This is a genomic window from Leucobacter sp. VD1 (assembly GCF_037150695.1).
GTDB lineage: Bacteria > Actinomycetota > Actinomycetes > Actinomycetales > Microbacteriaceae > Leucobacter.
This window is the reverse complement of sequence record NZ_JBBCPO010000002.1, coordinates 659,066-678,465: the sequence shown is the minus strand read 5'-3', so window position 1 is coordinate 678,465 and position 19,400 is coordinate 659,066. Positions and strand designations below refer to the sequence as shown.

The window sequence follows — 19,400 nt, the reverse complement described above, 5'->3', positions numbered from 1 at the left end:
ATGGCTGACCCCCGCAACGCACGCGCCAGCATCGGAGCTGCCCTCAGCCTCGTCGGCGAGGTTGTCGGAGCGCTCATGCAGCTGCTGCTCATCTGGCTCGCCGCCGCAATCGTGTGGGACGACAACGGCACCGACAATGGCACTCTGCTGCGTATCTTCTGGTGTCTCTTCGCGACGCTCTATCTCGGTGCCACCGTCATCTCGCTCAATGTGCTCGTCAGGCTCGATGTTCCTGATCCGCGAGCGACGCGCATCCTGGTGGGGCACCCGGTGGCGCGAGCGCTCGCCACGGTGCTCACCTTTGGCGCGAGCCTGCTCGGCCTTACCGTTGCGATAGACCTCATCACTGCGCTCGGCAGTGGGCAGAGCGACACCGTGGCCGAGTTCACTGCGATCTGGTCGATGCTGCTGTCGTGGGCGATGTTCAACTGGGGGTACGCGCGCATCTACTTCTCGCGCTACCATCGCGAGGCGGATCCGCCCCTCGTCTTCCCTGGCTCCCCGATACCGCGGCTCGTCGACTTCGTCTACCTGGCGTTCACGAACGCGACCACGTTCGCGGTTTCGGATGTGCAGGTGCAGTCGACGCGCATGCGGTGGACGATCGTGTGGCACACCACGCTCGCGTTCTTCTTCAACGCGCTCATCATCGCGCTGGTGATCAATGTGATCACGCGGGGCGACCTGCTCGTCGATCTGCTCGACTAGTGCCATCCCCGCGGGGGCGAATCCCACCGGGAGCGAGTACAGTAAGAGGCGTGTTCCGGGGTCGGTGAGAATCCGAACCGGCGGTGACAGTCCGCGAACCTCGCACCCGCGAGGCCGAACCGGTGAAATTCCGGTGCCGACGGTGATGGCACGGCGGTTCGCCGCCTGTCGAGTCCGGATGAGAGGAACGCTGACCTCCGCTTCGCGCGGAGGCGTTTTCAGCACCCCGGATACGCGTCATAGAGCGAACGGGGGATCGAATGCTCGAGCAGGTGCTCCTCGAAGACGCGATGCGTCGCGCCCTCACGCTCGCACGCCGCGGCCCCGCCGACAACCCGAACCCGCAGGTGGGTTGCGTGCTGCTCGACCCCGCGGGGCGCATCGTGGCTGAGGGCTGGCATCTCGGATCCGGCACTCCGCACGCCGAGACCGTCGCACTCGCTCAACTGCCCGCTGAGTGGCGGGAGCGGGCCAGCGAGCTCACCGCTGTGGTCACCCTCGAACCATGCAATCACACGGGCCGCACAGGCCCCTGCGCAGTCGCACTGCTGGAGGCCGGGATCGGGGCGGTTGCCTACGCGGTGAGCGATCCGGGCGAGGCATCGGCTGGGGGCGCGGCGCGATTGCGCGCGGCGGGGGTCGAGGTGCGCGGCGGGGTGCTGCCCGGCGAGGCCAGGATCGTGCTCGCGCCGTGGCTGGCACGACAGGCCGCTGCGGAGATGGCGGATCGCGAAGCCCCGAGCAGCACACCGCAATCGGGCGGCGGATCAGCGCTCCCGCGCCCGCACGTCACTGTGAAGTGGGCGCAGACCCTCGACGGCAGGGCTGCCGCGGCCGACGGATCGAGCCAGTGGATCACCGGCGTCGACGCGCGAGCCGACGTACACCGGAGGCGCGCAGAGGCTGATGCGATCCTCGTCGGCACCGGCACGTTGATCGCCGATGATCCCGCACTCACCTCCCGCGCCGAACACGGCGGCCTGCTGGTGCCTGCTGAGCAGCAGCCGATCCCCGTCGTGCTCGGCCACCGCGCCATCCCTGCCGAGGCGCGAGTGATGCAGCACCCCGCACTCGCGGCGCACGGCCTCGACGCCCCGATCACGCTGCGAGGCGATGACCTCGCAGCCGATCTCGCAACGCTGCACGCCGTCGGAGTACACCGCCTCTTCGTGGAGGGCGGGCCCACGGTCGCAAGCGCGCTCATCGCGGCGGGCCTCGCCGACGAGGTGCTCATCTACCTGGCACCGGCGCTGCTCGGCGGGCCGCGTCTCGCGCTCGGCGACCTCGGCATCGCCGATATCTCCGGCATCAAACGGCTGCGCATCTCACACACGAGCCAGCTCGGTGCGGATCTGCTCATCAAAGCCACCCTCCACGCTTCGCACACCTCATCGGCCCCCACGAAGGAGCACTAACCATGTTCACCGGACTTATCGAAGAGATCGGCGAAATCATCGCCGTCGAACCGATTGGCGACTCGATCCGCCTCACCATCGCGGGCCCGCTCGTCACCAGCGATGCCGAGCACGGTGCCTCGATCTGCGTGTCGGGCGTGTGTCTGACAGTCGTGGAACAGGGCCGCGCCGACGCAGACCCAGGCCCCGGCCGGGGCTGGTTCGCCGCTGATGTGATGCAGCAGTCGATCCGTATGTCGACGCTCGGAGAGCTGCGCCCGGGCAGCCCCGTCAACCTCGAACGCGCGGTGCGCGCCGATACCCGCCTCGGCGGCCACATCGTGCAAGGTCACGTCGACGGCACGGCCACGCTGCTCTCCACGACAGAGCACCCCGCCTGGCGCACGCTGCGGTTCTCGCTGTCGCCGGAACTCGCACCGCTGCTCGTCGACAAGGGGTCGGTGACCCTGTCAGGAGTTTCGCTCACCGTCTCGGCCATCTCAGACCCGCCCAGCGCAGGCGTGCCCGCCGACGCTCAGTGGTTCGAGGTGTCGCTGATCCCTGAAACGCTCACGGCGACCACGCTCGGTTCTCTTGAAGCGGGCGACCGAGTCAACGTCGAAACCGATATTCTCGCGCGCCATCTCGCGCGCATGCACAGCTTCTTCACCACGACCGGAGGAACCCCAGCATGACCACCACAACGCCCGGCATCAGCAGCATCGAAGAGGCTGTCGCCGCTATCAAAGCCGGTCGGCCAGTGATTGTCGCCGACAATGAAAACCGCGAGAACGAGGGCGACGTGATCCTCTCGGCAGAGCTCGCAAGCCCCGAGTGGATCGCGTGGACCGTGCACTGGTCTTCCGGCCTGCTGTGCGCCCCGATGACCAATGAGGTTGCCGACAGGCTCGATCTGCCGATGATGGTCGACCGCAACGAAGACGTACGCGGAACGGCATACACGGTGACCGTTGACGCCGCGCACGGCGTCACCACGGGCATCAGCGCGAGTGATCGTGCCACGACGGTGCGCGCCCTCGCCAACCCCAACGCGGTGCCGAGTGATGTGCGTCGCCCCGGCCATGTGCTGCCGCTGCGCGCCGTTGACGGGGGCGTTCGCGCTCGCGACGGGCACACCGAAGCAGGCGTGGAGCTGATGCGCCTGGCCGGCCTGAGCCCTGTCGCGGTGATCGGCGAGATCGTCGCTGCAGACGGCGAGATGATGCGCCTCCCCGCGCTGCTCGAGCTGGGGCAGCGTGAGAATGTGCCCGTCATTACTATCGAGCAGCTCATCGCATACCTCAACGAGCATGATCCTGTCGCCACCCCGGCACAGCAGGTGCAGCACCGCAGCGTGAGCCTGCGCGCCGAAACCCTGCTGCCCACTGTGCACGGCGACTTCCGCACCCGTGCCTACCGCGATCGTCGGCTCGGCATCGACCACCTCGCGCTGATCGCGCCCGGCCCGGACGGCTCGCTGCCCGGCAAAGAGGCGCTCGTGCGGGTGCACTCCGAGTGCATCACCGGCGAGGCCTTCGGCTCGCTGAAGTGCGAGTGCGGCCCGCAGCTCGAAGCAGCACTCGACCTCGTGCACGAGCGCGGCGGCATCGTCATATACCTGCGCGGGCATGAGGGGCGCGGCATCGGCCTCGCCAACAAGCTGCGGGCCTACCAACTGCAGGAACAGGGCATCGACACCCTCGACGCCAACCTGCAGCTGGGGCTGCCGGCAGACAGCCGCGACTACACCGCTGCCGCCGAGATCCTCGCTGAGATCGGTGTGGAGCGGGTGCGCCTGCTCACCAACAACCCCGAGAAGGTTCGGCAGCTGGAGGAGCACGGCATCGTCGTCTCCGAGCGGGTGCCGCTGCTCGTGGGCGTCACCGAGCAGAACATCGGCTACCTCAACACCAAGCGCGACCGCATGGGCCACGAACTGCCCGCAGAGGTGCGCGAACAGTAGCCAGCGGCCGCCACGCCCGCCGCACCCTGGTGCGGCGGGCACATCCCGAGCCTGAAACCCACAACCCAAGGAGCGCCCCATGAGTGGAGCCGGAGCCCCCAACCTCACCGTCGACGCGAGCGGATTGCGCGTTGCCATCATCGCCGGCAGCTGGCACGAAGAAATCATGGCACCCATGATCGCCGACGCGCAGACCGCGTCCGCGGCCGCCGGCGCAGAGCACGCGCTTTTCCGAGTGGCCGGCGCATTCGAACTGCCGCTCGCCGCGCAGACCGCACTCACCCCCGTCGAGCAGGGCGGCGGTGGCTTCGACGCAGCCGTCTGCCTCGGCGTGATCGTGCGCGGTGGCACCCCGCACTTCGACTACGTGTGCAACTCAGTCACCGACGGTCTCACGCGGGTGCAGCTCGACACCGGCCGCCCCGTCGGCTTCGGCGTGCTCACGACCGACGACGAGCAGCAGGCACTCGACCGCTCGGGCCGCCCCGGCGCCCCGGAGTCGAAGGGCCGCGAGGCTGCTGAGGCCGCACTGCATCTCGCGATCACCACGCGCACCATCGCCGCTACCGCCCTCTAGACGCCGCGATCCGCCTGCCCGTCCGACGCAGCCGCCGCAACCCTCCGCGATCCGCCTCGATCCGCCGCGATCCGCCTCACCCAGCATCGAGGTCACCCGTGTGGCCCTTTCGACCGCCCCCAAAGGGCCACACGGGTGACCTCGATGCACACAGCATGCGGGCGAGGCGGGTCGCCCTCGGGCGGGGGTCGCGCATGCGCGGCGCGGGCGGGTTTTTTGTCAGCCGAGCTGGCCTAGAGTGGTGGCCGTGGCTGGCACATCTGATGAGACTTCTCCCGGCACCGCACGCACCCGGCAGCGGGGGCGCCCCGCAGGCTCCTCCCCTCGCGGGCCCCGCGCTTCGCTGCGGCAGCTGATCCCCTACCTGTTCGAGCAGCGCGGCCCCCTCGCCCTCGCCATCGCACTCGGTCTCGTGGGGGCCGTGGCCTCACTGGTGCAGCCGCCGCTGCTGGGCCAGGTGATCACCCGTGTCGAGGGCGGTCAGTCGCTCGGCGGGTTGCTCGCGGTGCTCACCGCTGTCGTGATCCTGGGTGCGGTGCTCGGCGGTCTGCAGCACTACGTGCTGCAACGCATGGGCGAGGGCATCGTGCTGACGAGCCGCCGCCGTCTCATCGCGAAGATCCTGCACCTGCCCATTTCGCAGTTCGACAGGCGCCGCACCGGCGACCTCGTCTCCCGCGTCGGCAGTGATACCACGCTGCTTCGGGCGGTGCTCACACAGGGACTTGTCGAAGCCATCAGCGGCATGCTCGTCTTCGTGGGTGCGCTCATCGGCATGCTGGTGATCGATCCGATGCTGTTCGGGATCACCTTCGGTGTGATTCTCGCCGCCCTCTTGGTGGTGGTGCTTGTGTCGAGCCGTATCAGGCCGGCAGTTGCGAAGGCTCAGGAGAAGGTCGGTGATCTTGCCGCGCAGGTGGATCGCACCATCTCGTCGATCCGCACCATCAGAGCTGCTGGTGCGGCCGAACGCGAGCAGCGCGTCACCGAGCGCGATGCTGAGGAAGCGTACCTGCTCGGGGTGAAGGTCGCAAAGATTTCGGCGTTCATCGTGCCTGTGTCGTTCCTCGCGATGCAGCTGTCGTTCCTAGTGGTGCTCGGACTCGGCGGCTATCGGGTTGCGACGGGGGCCATTACGATCGCGCAGCTCGTCACCTTCATCATCTTCTTGTTCCTGATGGTGATGCCACTGGGGCAGGCCTTCGGGGCGATCACCGCGATCAATCAGGCCCTGGGGGCGCTGGGCCGCATCCAGGAGATCTCCGAGCTTTCCACCGAGACCGAGCATGACGCCGAGCTTTCGCCGCTCGGCCGCATCATGCCGCTCGAATCGTCGAGGCGCGAATCCGCCGCGGCGATCCGCTTCTCCGAGGTGCGCTTCACGTACCGCTCAGCTGCTCCGGCCCGGGCCGACGCCCGCGATCTCGTGCGCGGCGGGCGCGGCGCCCGGCGCGATGCCGAGGCTGCGCCCGCCGAGATCATCGAAACACCGGTGCTGCACGGCGTGAGCTTCGAGGTGCCTCGCGGATCGCGCGTCGCTCTCGTCGGCCCTTCAGGTGCGGGTAAGTCGACGCTGCTGGGGCTCATCGAGCGCTTCTATGACCCTGACGAGGGTGCGGTGTCGCTGTTCGGTGCGGATCTGCGCACCCTCGACCGTTCCGAGGTGCGCGCGCAGATGGGGTACGTCGAGCAAGACGCACCCGTGCTTGCGGGCAGCCTGCGCGACAATCTGCGGCTCGGCGCCCCCGACGCGACCGACCACGCCTGCGAACGCGTGCTGCGAGCCGTGAACCTCGGCGGGCTTCTCGACCGTTCGGCCGGGCGAGCAACCGCTTCGCTGCCCGCTGCTGAGCTCGGCGAAGTCCCACCGCTCTCCGAGGCAGAACTCGCCCGCGCGCTCGATCAGCAGGTTGGTGAGAACGGCATCATGCTGTCGGGTGGGGAGAAGCAGCGACTCGCGATCGCGCGGGCGCTGCTCACCGCTCCCCCGATCCTGCTGCTCGACGAGTCGACGGCCAGCCTCGACGGGGTGAACGAGCGGCTGATGCGCGATGCACTCGATTCTGTTGCGACCGGGCGCACACTCGTGGTGATCGCGCACCGCCTGTCGACGGTGGTCGACTCCGACAAGATCATCGTGCTCGACCAGGGCCGTGTCGTCGGCGAGGGCACGCACGCCCAGCTACTCGACACAACACCGCTCTACCGCGAACTCGCCAAGCACCAGCTGCTGGTCCCGTCGGAGGGATAGCGGCGGGAACGCCGCTGCGGAGGTGAACACGGCGAGGCCTCGCAGCGAGGGAAACCTACCGCTGGGCTTGCCCAGCCCCGGTCTCACCGCGACCGTGGGTTGGCGCATCGGCTTCGCTGCGGGCTACTGCGCCTTGATGCTCTCCAGCAGTGCTGAGAACGCCGGACGGTAGCGCTCGAGCGGCTGCCCCTCGGGGCCGCCTGCAGTGTTGCCTGCGGCTTTGTCCCCGGTGTTGGCAGCGGTGTCGGCCGCGGTCTTGCCCGCGACGCTACCGACAGCTTCGGCTCGCAGCGTGACCCAGCCTGACCCGGTTTCGACAACCGCGGCGATCACCCCATCGGAGTCAAGGTGCTGCACCTCGAAGCCGGACGCAAGGGTCTCACTGCGCACGGCCGCATCGCCGCTGTCACCGGAACGAACCCCACTTCCAGCATCTGCAGCATCGCCGGTCTCTGCCCCGTCTCCGGGAACCGCCCCACCGCCCGAATCGGCGCCGTCACGAGCATCCGCCCCGCGACCCCCAGATGCATCGCTCTTGGACACTGACTCTCGCAGCCAGGCATGCGCTGCACGCTCGCTCCCCGGGCTCAGCACCTCAACCTCGACACGCATGCCGTGATCGGGCGACAGCAGCAGCAGCCCGTTCGACTCCCCCAGCAGCACCGACCAGTCATGCAGCGGCGGCAACGGCGGCCATTCCACGATCTCGCGCACGAGCGGCTGCACCACCCAGCCCTTGGCCGGCACGAGCTGCACCCCACCGCCCACCTCAGAGGCAGCCTCGCCATCGGCTGATACCGCCTGCGCACTCGCGTACTGCTCGGGAGCGAACGTGACCGCGTAGGCGGCAGCCGCGACAAGGAGCACCAGCACCGCGAGCAGCACCGATACCACCCAGACGCGGGCGCGTGACGGACGCCGCTGCCCTTGCTCGCGCGGCTCTTCCGGCCCGGCGGTCACCCGCACCGTCGCGGTGCGCGACTCCTGGCTGCGGCGGCTCATCGTCGTGTCACCCTTCCACCCGGCACCTGGCCGCCAAACAGTTGATCGACAGTCACCAGCGTGAAACCCCGATCGCGCAAGCCCCGCAGCACCACCTCAGCACTGTCGACAGTCTCGGCGTGCGAATCGTGGAAGAGAATGATGTCCCCGGGAGCGGCGACGCCTACCGATCGCTGTACGAGTTCTTCACGGCCCGGCTTCTTCCAATCGAGCGTGTCGATCGACCACAGAATCGCCGGCTGCCCTACAGCGGCGAGCACCCGCTCATTCACCGCACCGTAGGGCGGGCGGTAGGTGGTGATGGTGCGCCCTGTGACCCGTGTGAGCATTGCCCCGGCGTCGAGCACCTCCGTGCGAGCTTTGTCAGGGCTGACCGTGGTGAGGTCGGGGTGGGTCATCGTGTGGCTGCCGATGCCATGCCCCTCAGTGGCGACGCGTTGCGCGAGTTCGGGCTGCGCGCGCACGGCGGAACCGATCATGAAGAAGGTAGCCGCCGACTGCTCAGCGCGCAGAGTGTCGAGCAGCCGCGCGGTGTGCTCGGAAGGCCCATCATCGTAGGTCACCGCCACGCAGGCGAGCAGGCTGCAATCGACCGGTTGATCAGCCCGCCAGGTCGGCATGCCCGCGAAGGGTGCGCCCCGACCGGCCTGCATCGCAACCCCGAACGGGCTCAGCCACGCTGCCAGTTGCTCGCCGCTGATGTCGACTGTCGTGACAGCGTCTGTGGCTTTCAGGCCGAGACCGGCCAGCTCGGGCGCGCTGATGCCGGCAGGCAGCACGACGCTGGCACCGCTCTCGGTGAAACGTGCCGAAGCAAGCGCGCGGCGGGCGAGCTGCAGTTGCGCATCATCGGGCGCAGCGACAGGGGCCGCGCTCAGCCCTCCGGCTTGCCGCCGCAGCAGCTCGACGGTGCTCGTCCACATCTGGCCAGGAGCCTCAGCACTCCACAGATCGCCAGACTCGTGCACCTCGCCCGTCGCCACATCGGCGTAGAGCGTGTCCACGCTGTCGCTCGTGACACCCTCGGGGCCGCCCACGACAGTTCTCGCGGTCACCCCGACGATCGACCCGAACGCCGTGGTGATCTCGCAGACGAACGAGGTTCCTGCTCCGGTACCATCAAGCGGGCCCGTCAACGGATCGGCGAGCAGCTGTGCCGCCGGCCGACTCGCCGCACCAGGCACGCAGCCGCCATGCGACAGCCCTGCCGCAACCGGGAACACCTCAGGCGCAATCGCAGTGCCCGTCGCGGCAATAGCGCCGTGCAGCAGTTCAATCATGCGCGCATTGAAGCGATGCCATCCGGGTATCTCGACGTAGCGCGCCTGCAGGCGAGCCCGGTCATTACGCAATCGCCGCTCGATGAAGCCGAGATCCTGCCCACCGATCGCGGCCGTTCCATCAGCAACCACCGAACCCGCGCTGCCACCCGTGGCCTCGTCAGCCAACACCAAGCTCACCCCCGCCGCCGAGGGCCACTCCGGGGGCTTCCACCCGGCGACAGGGGCGATCTGTGCACAACCCGCGAGCAGCGCCACCGCGACCGTGCCGCAGACGAGCCGCATCGCCCGCACAGAACGCGCGTTGCGCCGATCTCTCTGTTGCCGCTGCACGGTGACCTCCTCTGCGATGCCCGCGCTCCGAACGTACCGCGACCCACGGACATTTCTCGCACGCGGCACGCGAAGACACGCCGCTACGGGCTCCGCAGCAGCCAGTCGACACGCGGTTCGATCACCGGTCGAAACACGCGCGCGATCCACATCAGCGAGAACAGCACCGCGAGGGCAACCCCAAACGCCACAAGCACCAACAGGCCACCAGCATCGGCCATCGCGTCGACCGCTCCGCTCTCACGCAGCGCCCACACCACGGGGCCGTGCAACAGGTAGACGTAGAGCGTGCGCCCGCCCCACACCGTGATGATGCTGCGACGGCGCGGCGTCACCACGAGCATCGCCAGCGTCAGCGCTGCCGCCAAGACCAGCAGCGCCGCAGTCACCGCCATACCCCCGAGCGAAACCCACACCCACGCGCTCGGCTGCCAGTCACCGAGCGGGGCTCGCTCGAACAGGGTGAGGTAGTCGTCACGCCAGGTCAACCAACGGTCGATACGCCAGATTTCTCGCAGCTGGGGAGTGAGGGCAAGCAGGAACGCGAGCGCCCCGAACAAACCCCACGCCGCGAGGCGAGCCCACTTTGCCGGGTGCACGAACCACTCACCGTCGAGCCAGCCGCGATCCTTGATCAACCAGCCGGCCACAAAAAACGGCAGAAACACTAGCGTGCGCGACGCGGAGAATGCCGTGCCTACCGCGGGCAGCAGCCCCGACCCCAATGCCAGCACAACCGAGAACAGCAACGGGTGCCGAAGCTTCGCAATATAGGGCAGCAGGATCCGCATCGTCACCAGCGAGACCAAGAACCACAACGTCCATGCGGGATTGACCAGAAAGCCAGCCCCCGGCTCCTGGCCCGTAACCGTGAACCTGATTCCCGCCCAGATGCCCTCCCAGAGCAGCCAGGTAGCGAGCAACTGCACGGTTGAGGCGAGCGCCTTCGGAGTGATCTCCGGCTTCGAAAACAGCCCAGCCAGCAATATCATCGCGGGCATGTGGAACAGGTAGATGAAGGTGTAGAGGGCGAACCCCTCAGCGGAGTCGGTGCGCACCGTCGAGATCATGTGGCCCACCACGACGAGCACGATCAGCAGAAACCGCGCGTTATCCCAGTACGCGATACGCGGCTTCGACGCGCCCGGCGAGGCAGCAACAGCTGGTTCGTTCACACCACCAGCCTACGCGGCGCAAAGCGGGGCGAAAGCTGCTGGGAGCTGCCCGGAAACGGGAACAGCCCCCGCCGAAGCGAGGGCTGTCGATGAGAGCCGCCTGTCGGATTTGAACCGACGACCTGTTCTTTACGAGGGAACTGCTCTACCCCTGAGCTAAGGCGGCCTGGTGCGGAATTGCTCCCGCACACAAGCGCCTACTTTACCACAAGCGCGCAGCCCGATTCGAGTCGCGCAAGACCGCTACGAACAGAGCGGATCCTGCTTCGGCACGACCCCCTTGAGCAGGTAGGCATCGACCACATCGCGCACGCAGTCGCTCTCACCGTAGGCGGTGTGGCCCTCGCCACGGTAGGTGACAAGCACACCACTCTCGAGCTGATCGGCGAGCGATTCGGCCCAACGATACGGGGTCGCCGGATCACCAGTGGTGCCCACCACAAGAATGGGCGCAGCACCGGCAGCCGTCACGGGTAGGCGCTCAGACACGCCCTGCACCGGCCATTCGGCGCACGCCAGGTCGCCGAAGCCCTGGAAACGCCCGATCGTGGGCGCGATGCGGTCGAGTTCTGCCGCATCAGCCCGCATGCGATCCCGGTCCAGCTCTGCTGTGGGGTAATCAAGGCAGTTGATCGCCGAGAACGCCTCGGTCGAGTTGCTTGCGTACTCGCCGCCGACCCGGTCGTAGTAGAAATCGGCGAGCGACAGCGCCACCTCGGCGTCGCCCTGTTCTGCGGAGGCGAATAGCTGATCGAGGTAGCCCCAGTTGCCCTGCGAGTAGAGCGGCGTGATGATCGCGGTGAGCATCGTGTTCGCGCCGACCATGCGGCCGTCTGCTCCCTTGAGTGGCTTCGCGTCGACTCTGTCGAGAAGCGCACCGATACGTTCCATCGCATCGTCGACGCTGCCCGTGAAGGGGCAATCCTTGCGCTGCAGACAGTCGGTGAGGTATGCCCGCAGGGAAAGTTCGAACCCGCGGGTTTGCTCGCGCACCACGTCGGAGAGGGATGCCGTTGGGTCCATCGCGCCGTCGAGCACAAGACGGCCCACGCGCTCAGGGTAGGCGTCGGCGTACCGCGCACCGATGTAGGTGCCGTACGAGAAGCCGAGGTAGTGCAGCTGCTCGTCGCCGACGATGGCGCGCAGCATGTCGAGGTCTTGCACGGTGTCGGCGGTGCTCACATGGCCGATGAGGTCTCCGGTGCCCTTCTTGCAGGCTTCGCCGAAGGCGCGAGACTCTTCGAGGGCGGCGTCGATCCAAGCGTCGTCTCCGCGCACGGGCTCAGCCCCGGGCTCAACCCCGAAGAGGAAGTCGTCCATTCCGGCTGCGTCGAAGCAGCGCACCTGCGTCGACTGCCCCACTCCGCGCGGGTCCCAGCCGATGATGTCGTAGGCGCGCTGCACCTCGTCTGGCACGGCGTAGTCGAGGCTCTCGGCCACGTAGTCTGCCCCCGAGGCGCCCGGACCGCCGGGATTCACGAACAGGGTGCCGATGCGGTTGTCTCCCGTGGCAGGGTGCTTCACGAGTCGCAGCGTGATCGTTTCGCCGCCGGGATCGCCCCAGTCCAGCGGGGCATATACGTCGGCGCACTGCATGCCGTCGCCGCAGGGCGACCAGGCGGGCTGCTGAGCAGCGAAGCCCTCGACACCGCCGCTCGGGCGTTCAGGCAGTTTGACCGCCGGCGATCCGCCGCCGAAGAACGACATCAGGGGGCTGCAGCCCGTGAGCAGCAGTGATGCTGAGAGGATCGCCGCGGCCACTGCGCGGCCCGCAACCCGACGAGCGGTGCGGCGGGCTGCGGCGCTCCCCGCGCTGCCGGCGCTCATGCCCTCGCTCCTGCCTGAAGCGCCGCACCACTCGGCACAGGTGTGACGATCGCGGCGAACAGTGCTTCGAGCACGAGCCCTGGCGTGATGCCGCGGGTGAGACGCTGCCGCGCGGTTTCGACTGCGGTGACCATCGCGAGCGCCCGCGGGGGCGACCACCGTTCAGCGAGCTCTGCGATGCGCTTCGCGTGCTCGCGGTTGATGAGCTCGGGTTCTGCGCCGAGGGCCACGAGCAGCACATCTCGGTAGAGCGAGAGCAGGTCGGTGAGAATGCGATCGATGCCGTCGCGCAGGCTGCGGGTGGCCCGGCGTTTCTGGTCTTCTTCGAGCGCGCGCACCTGAGCGCGCATCTGAGGCGGGATCGCCGCGCCGGGTGCGAGCCCCAGGCTGCGCAGGGCTTCCTCGCGTTCGCGGGCGTCGAGCTGCTCGGTGAGCGCTGCGGCGTCGGCCTCAGCAACCTTCACGAGTGATGCGGCTGCGCGCATGGCATCGCCCAGGGTGCTAATCGAGAGCGCCACTTCGAGGGAACGCTCGCGACGCGCCATCGCCTCGGGGTCACTCGCAAGCCGGCGGGCCATGCCGATGTGGCTCTGAGCCAGACGGGCCGCACGTTCGGCTGCGGCGACGTCGATGCCGTCGCGTTCGTGGAGCAGTCGCGCAATGTCATCGGGGCTGGGGGTCACCAGGCGCAGCGAGCGGGTGCGAGAGCGGATCGTGGGCAGCAGATCGGCCTCACTGGGTGCGCAGAGCACCCAGATGGTGCGCTCCGGCGGCTCTTCGAGGGCTTTGAGCAGCACGTTCGAGGTGCGCTCGGGCATGCGATCGGCATCTTCGATGACGATCACCCTGAACCGCCCTTCCGCGGGCGCGTAGTGCGCGGTGGTGACGATTTCGCGGGCGGCCTTGATATCGATGAGCAGCTTCTGCGTGGTGAGCACCCCCAGGTCGGGGTGGGTGCGGGCTCGCACCTGCTCGAACACGATCTGGCGTTCGGCCTCGGTGCGCGCGATGAGTGCGGCGGCGAAGCGGAACGCGAGGTTGGAGCGGCCCGATCCTGGTGGGCCTGTGATGAGCCAGGCATGCGCGGGAGGCGCGGCGGCTGCGGGATCGGAGGCATGCTGCAGCGCTCGCACCGCATCGGCCTGACCGACGATCTCTGACCAGAAGTTCACTCCCACAGGCTATCGCGGGCCTCCGACAGAGAACTGGGGTTCAAAAATTCACCCTTTTCCGTTCTGTACCCCACACGCGGGTGAAAGGACGGGTGAAGTTCGATGCTTTTCGCACCTGTGCGAAATCTACGCTTTTAGTATCAATATCGGCGCTCAACCCAGTTCCCCCCGGGAAGACGTCACTCTCTCCCACCGGTGTCCATCTCCGCGGGAGGGGTTGAGCCCCCGGCCCTGTCCCCCAGGTCGTCGGGGGCTTCTTCGTTCCCCTCGGTGTGCCCCTCCGAGGGGAACGAATTCACTTACACGGCTTCAGTCCGGCAGATCGATGTACGCGGCCTCGCCCGGCTTCACTTCGGCGGTCCCCGCGCTGAGTTCGGCTGCGACGGCAGCAAGGGCGGCAAGATCGTCGTCTGCGACGAGGTAGCGTTGCTCCACCCGATCGCTGTAACCGGCATCGCCGACACCGTAGCCTCGCCGTCGAGCCTCGGCTTCGATCACCGGCGCCACCTCATACCCGCTCGTCACCACAACCTCACGGCGCAGGCCCCGCTGCAGCCGCGTCGATTGCAACACTGCCTCCGCGACGGAGGCCCGATAGGCGCGGGTGAGGCCGCCGGCCCCGAGCAGCACCCCACCGAAGTATCTGGTGACCACAGCGACAACATCGCTGAGGCCCGCCGACACGAGCGCGTCGAGCATCGGCGCACCTGCAGTGCCACTCGGCTCGCCATCGTCGTTGGATCGCTGCACCCGGCCATCCGGCCCGAGCACGAATGCCGAGCAGTGGTGCCTGGCGCGAGGGTGATCGGCGCGCACCCTGGCGATGACGGCTCGCGCGTGCTCCTCGTTGTCGACGCGCTCGAGGCGCGTCAGAAAGCGCGAGCGTGAGATTTCGAGCTCGGCCTCGACGGGCGCGGCGATGGTCTCGTATTCGGCGCTCATGCTCCCATCCTGCCCGATCACCCGCCGGGTTTGAGGTGAGGCGGGTAGCCTGATCTGCATGGATTCGGTGCGACTCGACAGCTGGGTGTGGGCAGCTCGGCTCGCAAAAACCCGCAGCCAGGCCACGGCGGCGTGCCGGGCCGGGCATGTGCGCGTGAACGATCAGCCAGCGAAGGCCGCGCAGGCGGTGCGGGTGGGCGATGAGGTGCGGGTGCGTCTGCACGGCTTCGATCGTGTCTACCGCGTGACGGGGCTGGCGTCACGTCGCGGCAGCGCAGCCGATGCGGCGCACTACTTCGAAGATCTGACCCCGCCGGCACCGCCACGCGTTGAGCGCCCCGCACCGGTGCTGCGCGACCGCGGCGCGGGCAGGCCGACAAAGCGCGAACGCCGCGAGATCGACAAGCTGCGGGGCATGGAGCACTGATGCTGCGTCAGAACGAGTGGCGGTCACGCGAGATCGCCCACCAGTTGCGCGCTGATGCCCTCACCGCGGCGCATCGCGAGCGGAAGCTGCTCGGGGAGCGGCATCCGGTGGAAGACTTCCTGTGGACTTACTACTCGGTCAAGCCTGCGGAGCTGCGCAGGTGGCATCCGGGTGCCGGGGTGGTGCTGGAGAATGCGGCTCCGGATCGCGGGGCGTGGCGGCACTACACGCCCGTGCGCCGGGGCGACTCGGAGGCGCGCATTGCTGCGGGGTCGGCGGGCTCGACTGCTGAGCATGCGGCCGTCGATGTTGTGGGCTTCTTCGCGAAGCGCGGGGGCACCGTTGACTACATCGAGACGCTGCTGCGCCGCACGCTCGATCGGGCACCTCGCTTCGGCTGTTTCGGCCTGCACGAGTGGGCGATGGTCTACCGCATGACTCCTGAGCAGTTGCGGCACACTGCGCTGCCGCTGCGCATTGGCCACGAGGCCACAGACCTCGTCGTCGAGAGTCACGCTATTGGCTGCACCCACTTCGATGCGTTTCGGTTCTTTACCCCCGAGGCCGCGCCGCTCAATGCACTGCAGCCCACCCGGGAGTCGCAACCCGAACTGGAACAGCCGGGCTGCCTGCACGCCGGCATGGACGTCTACAAATGGGCGGCGAAGCTCGGGCCGATCGTGCCTGGCGAGACACTACTCGATGCCTTTGAGTTGGCGCGGGACATTCGGGAAGTCGATATGCGGGCCTCGCCATACGACGTGAGCGCCTTCGTCGGCGCTTCGGGGGTGCAGCTGCAGGCGATCCCCATTGAGACTGCGGCCGGCAAGCGAGAGTACGCCCGCCTGCAGCGCGGTTTTGCGGATCGCGGGAACGCGCTGCGCCTGCGGGTGCTCGATGCGATCGCCGAGGCGCGCACCGCGAGCACCACGATGGCCCGATCCGCCGCCTGAGCGCAGCAAGGCGATCGCGCCCCCGCACGCTCTTATCTCCACCTCGTCGCATTCTCACCTCGCGCCTCCTCGCCTCTCAGAACAGCGTGGGTGCGGGAACCCCGGGTGGGCCGATCGTGGCGAGCTGCTCAGCGGAGAACTGCGCCCTGCTTCGCGCGGGGCCGGTGTCGCGCGGCGCCGACCATTCGAGCCCGAGGCGCCGGATAATGGGGCGGATCCGCGCAGCCAGCTCCATGCGGTAGGACTGCGGGGCGCGGCTCGCACTGCCGGGGTAGAGCGAGTGGTAGACCGGCAGCAGCTCCGGGTATGCCCGCTCGAGCCATGCGAAGAACCATGGTTTGACGTGAGCCCTGAGATGCAGCGGGCCGTACATGACCGAGCGGGCACCCGCGGCGCGGATGTCGCCCAATAGCGAGCCGAGCTGCTCGGTGGAGTCGGTGAGGTGCGGCATCACTGGCATCACGAAGACGGCGGGCGCGAAGCCTGCATCGCGGGCGGCGGCGATGGTGTCGAGCCTTGCGCGGGCCGAAGGCACCCCCGGCTCGATCGAGCGTTGCAGCTCGGGGTCGGTCACCGCGATCGACATCGACAGCGTGACGGGGGCACGCTGCGCGACCTCAACGAGTTGCGGCAGATCGCGGCGCAGCAGGGTGCCCTTGGTGAGGATCGACATGGGCGTTGCGCTGCGGGCGAGGGCATCGATAATGCCGGGCATGAGCCGGTACCGACCCTCAGCGCGCTGATAGGGGTCGGTGTTGGTGCCGAGCGCCACATGCTCTCCCGCCCAGCTCGGCCTGCCCAGCTCACGGCCGAGCACCTCCGCGATATTGACCTTCACCACGATCTGCGAATCAAAGTCGCGGCCCGTGTCGAAGTCGAGGTAGCGGTGGGATCCCCTGGCGAAGCAGTACACGCAGGCGTGAGAACAGCCGCGATAGGGGTTGATGGTCCAGGAGAAGGGCATCGACGACGAGGCCGGCACCCGGTTGAGCGCGCTCTTCGCGATCACCTCGTGAAAGACCAGGCCGGCGAACTCGGGCGCTCTGACCGTGCGCAGGTGGCCGGGCAGCGCTGCAACCTCGCCGAGGCCGAGCCCCGGCAGCGTCGCCTCCGACGCTGCGTCTACGCGTTGACCGTTCCACCTCATGCGCTCATTCGAACATATGTTCGAATGATTCGCAAGTGCGATGTTCTGTTCGGCCTGCGACCCCGCCGCTACTCCGACTCGTTCGCGATGCGGGTGTGGTGGCGAATCACCTCGGCCACCACAAAGTTGAACCACTTCTCGGCGAACTCGGGGTCGAGGTGCGCATCCTCGGCGAGGGAACGCAAACGCGCAATCTGCCGCGCCTCACGCGAAGGGTCCGACGGCGGCATGTCGTGGTCGGCCTTCAAGCGACCAACCTCCTGCGTGCAGCGGAAGCGCTCCGCGAGCATGTGCACGAGCGCCGCATCAATGTTGTCGATGCTGGAGCGCAGCGCGGTGAGGCGCTGCTCAGGCGTCGGCTCGCTCACACTCTCCCCCTCAGCCGAGCAGGTCGTGGCGCACCACGACCTGCTCGCGCTCGGGGCCGACGCCGATCGCTGAGATACGAGCACCGCTCATCGCTTCGAGCGCGAGAATGTAATCCTGCGCGTTCTTCGGCAGATCTTCGAAGCGCCGCGCGCCCGAGATGTCTTCCGACCAACCGGGGAACTCCTCGTAGATCGGCTTCGCGTGGTGGAAGTCGCTCTGATTCACGGGCATCTCATCGTGCCGCACGCCGTTCACGTCGTAGGCGACGCAGACCGGGATCGTTTCAAGACCAGAAAGCACATCCAGCTTGGTAAGCACGAAGTCGGTGACACCGTTGATGCGGGCTGCGTAACGCGCGATGGGCGCGTCGTACCAGCCGCAACGGCGGGCCCGGCCCGTGGTGGTGCCGTACTCGTGGCCGACGCTCGCGAGGTGCTCGCCGAACTCATCGAAGAGCTCGGTGGGGAACGGGCCGGCACCGACGCGGGTCGTGTAGGCCTTCACCACGGAGATGATGCGGTCGAGCTGGTGCGGGGGCAGACCCGAACCGGTGCTCGCACCGCCTGCGGTCGCGTTCGATGAGGTGACGAAGGGGTAGGTGCCGTGGTCGATGTCGAGCATCGTGGCCTGTCCGGCCTCGAACAGCACGGTCTTGCCGTCTTGCATGGCCTCGTGCAGCAGCAGCCCGGTATCGCACACCATCGGCTCGAGCATTTCGCGGAAGCTCAGCAGGTCGGCGATCACCTCGTCGGCCTCGATGGCGCGTCGGTTGTAGATCTTGACGAGCACCTGGTTCTTGAACTCAAGCGCCGCTTCGACCTTCTGGCGCAGAATGCTCTCGTCGAAGAGATCCTGGATGCGGATTCCCACCCTGTTGATCTTGTCGGCGTAGGCCGGGCCGATGCCGCGGCCCGTCGTGCCGATCTGACGCTTGCCCAGGAAGCGTTCGGTGACCTTGTCGAGGGTGCGGTGGTAGGCGGTGATGACGTGCGCGTTCGCGCTCACCTTCAGGCGCGACACGTCGACGCCGCGGCTGCTGAGGGCATCGAGCTCCTGCTTGAGCACGCCGAGGTCGATCACCACACCGTTACCGATGACGGGCACGACGCCGGGAGTCAGAATGCCGGAGGGGAGCAAGTGCAGGGCGTACTTCTCGTTGCCCACCACAACAGTGTGGCCGGCGTTGTTGCCGCCGTTGAACTTGACCACGTACTCGACGCGGCTGCCGAGCAGGTCGGTCGCTCGCCCCTTCCCCTCGTCGCCCCACTGGGCACCGGTGATGAGCACTGCGGGCATTTCAGCCCCTTCCTTTGCAGCTGTGGCAGATACCGCCCCAGTCTACCCGGCACCCCCGACGAAGCCGATTCGGCTGGATCGGAAGGCCCGCGGCGCACCCACAGGGGTGGCGACCGAAGGTTGCTTCGGCCGTTGGCACTCAGGCGTTAGTGGCGTCGGTGGCCTCGATGGCCGCGATGGCTTGCGGGTCGGCTCCGTCGAGAAACTCGGTGAGCCGGGTGACCTCGCTGTGCTCGCCTATGCGGGCGGCGGATCGGCGCAGCGCATAGAGCGCGCGCAGCACTCCCCTGTTGGGCTCGTGAGCCCACGGCACTGGCCCGGCCCCGCGCCAGCCCGCCTTGCGCAGCGCATCGAGCCCGCGATGGTAGCCCACACGGGCGTAGGCGTAGGCCTCGATCTCACGCCCCTCGGAGTCGGCGCTGTCGGCGAGCAGCGCCCAGGCGAGCGGCGACTCGGGGTGCTCCCGCACGACCGATTCGAGATCGGCGCCGGCGGCGAGCGCCGCGACAACTTCAGGCTCGGGCTGCAGATGGGTGGGCTCTGGTCCGAGCAGGTTCTGGCCGATCATGGGACCAGTGTATCCG

General features: G+C 68.0%; 18 protein-coding genes, 1 tRNA gene and 1 riboswitch. Of the genes, 8 read left to right on the top strand and 11 right to left on the bottom strand.

Annotation, left to right across the window (positions count from 1 at the left end; genetic code table 11):
- From WFL22_RS08520 to WFL22_RS08495, 6 genes are all read left to right on the top strand, one after another.
- Window positions 1–708 carry a DUF1345 domain-containing protein gene (locus tag WFL22_RS08520; RefSeq protein WP_336992297.1) on the top strand — a complete coding sequence of 236 codons (708 nt, stop codon included), beginning with the start codon at window positions 1–3 and terminating at the stop codon, window positions 706–708.
- Between the two features lie 47 nt (window positions 709–755).
- Window positions 756–902: riboswitch (FMN riboswitch) on the top strand.
- A 66-nt stretch (window positions 903–968) separates the two neighbouring features.
- The gene (locus WFL22_RS08515) at window positions 969–2,123 is read left to right on the top strand and encodes a bifunctional diaminohydroxyphosphoribosylaminopyrimidine deaminase/5-amino-6-(5-phosphoribosylamino)uracil reductase RibD (protein WP_336992295.1); all 1,155 of its coding nucleotides are present in this window, start codon (window positions 969–971) and stop codon (window positions 2,121–2,123) included.
- A 2-nt stretch (window positions 2,124–2,125) separates the two neighbouring features.
- On the top strand, window positions 2,126–2,797 hold the full coding sequence (locus WFL22_RS08510) for a riboflavin synthase (protein ID WP_336992293.1): 672 nt from the start codon (window positions 2,126–2,128) through the stop codon (window positions 2,795–2,797).
- Window positions 2,794–4,065: a 3,4-dihydroxy-2-butanone-4-phosphate synthase gene (gene ribB, locus WFL22_RS08505; RefSeq protein ID WP_336992292.1), complete on the top strand. Its 1,272-nt coding sequence runs from the start codon at window positions 2,794–2,796 to the stop codon at window positions 4,063–4,065. The genes WFL22_RS08510 and ribB overlap by 4 nt, the downstream gene beginning before the upstream one ends.
- 79 nt (window positions 4,066–4,144) lie before the next feature.
- Window positions 4,145–4,642 (top strand): 6,7-dimethyl-8-ribityllumazine synthase, encoded by a 498-nt coding sequence (ribH, locus tag WFL22_RS08500; RefSeq protein ID WP_336992290.1) that lies wholly within the window; start codon window positions 4,145–4,147, stop codon window positions 4,640–4,642.
- 247 nt (window positions 4,643–4,889) lie between these two features.
- Window positions 4,890–6,893: an ABC transporter ATP-binding protein gene (locus WFL22_RS08495; RefSeq protein WP_442918966.1), complete on the top strand. Its 2,004-nt coding sequence runs from the start codon at window positions 4,890–4,892 to the stop codon at window positions 6,891–6,893.
- A 123-nt stretch (window positions 6,894–7,016) separates the two neighbouring features.
- Here the strand turns inward: WFL22_RS08495 and WFL22_RS08490 are convergent, their stop codons facing one another.
- From WFL22_RS08490 to WFL22_RS08460, 7 genes are all read right to left on the bottom strand, one after another.
- Window positions 7,017–7,895, bottom strand: coding sequence for a hypothetical protein (locus WFL22_RS08490; RefSeq protein WP_336992286.1), 879 nt, complete (start codon window positions 7,893–7,895; stop codon window positions 7,017–7,019).
- Window positions 7,892–9,508: a polysaccharide deacetylase family protein gene (locus WFL22_RS08485; RefSeq protein ID WP_336992284.1), complete on the bottom strand. Its 1,617-nt coding sequence runs from the start codon at window positions 9,506–9,508 to the stop codon at window positions 7,892–7,894. The genes WFL22_RS08490 and WFL22_RS08485 overlap by 4 nt, the downstream gene beginning before the upstream one ends.
- An 83-nt stretch (window positions 9,509–9,591) precedes the next feature.
- Window positions 9,592–10,683: an acyltransferase family protein gene (locus tag WFL22_RS08480; protein WP_336992282.1), complete on the bottom strand. Its 1,092-nt coding sequence runs from the start codon at window positions 10,681–10,683 to the stop codon at window positions 9,592–9,594.
- Between the two features lie 94 nt (window positions 10,684–10,777).
- A tRNA-Thr gene (locus WFL22_RS08475) sits at window positions 10,778–10,849 on the bottom strand.
- A 77-nt stretch (window positions 10,850–10,926) separates the two neighbouring features.
- Window positions 10,927–12,510 (bottom strand): alpha/beta hydrolase, encoded by a 1,584-nt coding sequence (locus WFL22_RS08470; RefSeq protein ID WP_336652314.1) that lies wholly within the window; start codon window positions 12,508–12,510, stop codon window positions 10,927–10,929.
- Window positions 12,507–13,682 (bottom strand): DNA polymerase III subunit delta', encoded by a 1,176-nt coding sequence (locus WFL22_RS08465; protein ID WP_336992280.1) that lies wholly within the window; start codon window positions 13,680–13,682, stop codon window positions 12,507–12,509. The genes WFL22_RS08470 and WFL22_RS08465 overlap by 4 nt, the downstream gene beginning before the upstream one ends.
- Window positions 13,683–13,991: 309 nt before the next feature.
- Entirely contained in the window at window positions 13,992–14,624 is a 633-nt protein-coding gene (locus tag WFL22_RS08460) for a YigZ family protein (protein ID WP_336652316.1), read from the bottom strand.
- 58 nt (window positions 14,625–14,682) lie between these two features.
- Here WFL22_RS08460 and WFL22_RS08455 point away from each other — a divergent pair, with 58 nt between their 5' ends.
- Together WFL22_RS08455 and WFL22_RS08450 are read left to right on the top strand one after the other, a co-directional pair.
- Complete coding sequence (locus WFL22_RS08455; RefSeq protein ID WP_336992278.1) at window positions 14,683–15,051, top strand: RNA-binding S4 domain-containing protein; 369 nt, start codon at window positions 14,683–14,685, stop codon at window positions 15,049–15,051.
- Window positions 15,051–16,004 carry a 3-methyladenine DNA glycosylase gene (locus WFL22_RS08450; protein ID WP_336992276.1) on the top strand — a complete coding sequence of 318 codons (954 nt, stop codon included), beginning with the start codon at window positions 15,051–15,053 and terminating at the stop codon, window positions 16,002–16,004. The genes WFL22_RS08455 and WFL22_RS08450 overlap by 1 nt, the downstream gene beginning before the upstream one ends.
- A gap of 76 nt (window positions 16,005–16,080) precedes the next feature.
- Here the strand turns inward: WFL22_RS08450 and WFL22_RS08445 are convergent, their stop codons facing one another.
- The 4 genes from WFL22_RS08445 to WFL22_RS08430 all read right to left on the bottom strand — a co-directional run bounded on the left by WFL22_RS08445 (window position 16,081) and on the right by WFL22_RS08430 (window position 19,384).
- Window positions 16,081–17,151: an Rv2578c family radical SAM protein gene (locus tag WFL22_RS08445; RefSeq protein ID WP_336992274.1), complete on the bottom strand. Its 1,071-nt coding sequence runs from the start codon at window positions 17,149–17,151 to the stop codon at window positions 16,081–16,083.
- 68 nt (window positions 17,152–17,219) lie between these two features.
- Window positions 17,220–17,519, bottom strand: coding sequence for a chorismate mutase (locus WFL22_RS08440; RefSeq protein WP_336652320.1), 300 nt, complete (start codon window positions 17,517–17,519; stop codon window positions 17,220–17,222).
- A gap of 10 nt (window positions 17,520–17,529) precedes the next feature.
- Complete coding sequence (locus tag WFL22_RS08435) at window positions 17,530–18,816, bottom strand: adenylosuccinate synthase (protein WP_336992272.1); 1,287 nt, start codon at window positions 18,814–18,816, stop codon at window positions 17,530–17,532.
- A 139-nt stretch (window positions 18,817–18,955) separates the two neighbouring features.
- Window positions 18,956–19,384, bottom strand: a complete 429-nt coding sequence (locus tag WFL22_RS08430; RefSeq protein WP_336992270.1) for a DUF3151 domain-containing protein — start codon at window positions 19,382–19,384, stop codon at window positions 18,956–18,958.
- Window positions 19,385–19,400: the final 16 nt, after the last annotated feature.

Excerpts from the sequence above, each read along its gene's own strand:
- WFL22_RS08510 (WP_336992293.1), top strand. The coding sequence starts at position 2,126 with ATGTTCACCGGACTTATCGAAGAGATCGGCGAAATCATCGCCGTCGAA.
- WFL22_RS08490 (WP_336992286.1), bottom strand. The coding sequence starts at position 7,895 with ATGAGCCGCCGCAGCCAGGAGTCGCGCACCGCGACGGTGCGGGTGACC.
- WFL22_RS08430 (WP_336992270.1), bottom strand. The coding sequence starts at position 19,384 with ATGATCGGCCAGAACCTGCTCGGACCAGAGCCCACCCATCTGCAGCCC.
- WFL22_RS08445 (WP_336992274.1), bottom strand. The coding sequence starts at position 17,151 with ATGAGGTGGAACGGTCAACGCGTAGACGCAGCGTCGGAGGCGACGCTG.
- ribB (WP_336992292.1), top strand. The coding sequence starts at position 2,794 with ATGACCACCACAACGCCCGGCATCAGCAGCATCGAAGAGGCTGTCGCC.
- WFL22_RS08515 (WP_336992295.1), top strand. The coding sequence starts at position 969 with ATGCTCGAGCAGGTGCTCCTCGAAGACGCGATGCGTCGCGCCCTCACG.
- WFL22_RS08435 (WP_336992272.1), bottom strand. The coding sequence starts at position 18,816 with ATGCCCGCAGTGCTCATCACCGGTGCCCAGTGGGGCGACGAGGGGAAG.
- WFL22_RS08450 (WP_336992276.1), top strand. The coding sequence starts at position 15,051 with ATGCTGCGTCAGAACGAGTGGCGGTCACGCGAGATCGCCCACCAGTTG.
- WFL22_RS08520 (WP_336992297.1), top strand. The coding sequence starts at position 1 with ATGGCTGACCCCCGCAACGCACGCGCCAGCATCGGAGCTGCCCTCAGC.
- WFL22_RS08470 (WP_336652314.1), bottom strand. The coding sequence starts at position 12,510 with ATGAGCGCCGGCAGCGCGGGGAGCGCCGCAGCCCGCCGCACCGCTCGT.
- WFL22_RS08460 (WP_336652316.1), bottom strand. The coding sequence starts at position 14,624 with ATGAGCGCCGAATACGAGACCATCGCCGCGCCCGTCGAGGCCGAGCTC.
- WFL22_RS08455 (WP_336992278.1), top strand. The coding sequence starts at position 14,683 with ATGGATTCGGTGCGACTCGACAGCTGGGTGTGGGCAGCTCGGCTCGCA.
- ribH (WP_336992290.1), top strand. The coding sequence starts at position 4,145 with ATGAGTGGAGCCGGAGCCCCCAACCTCACCGTCGACGCGAGCGGATTG.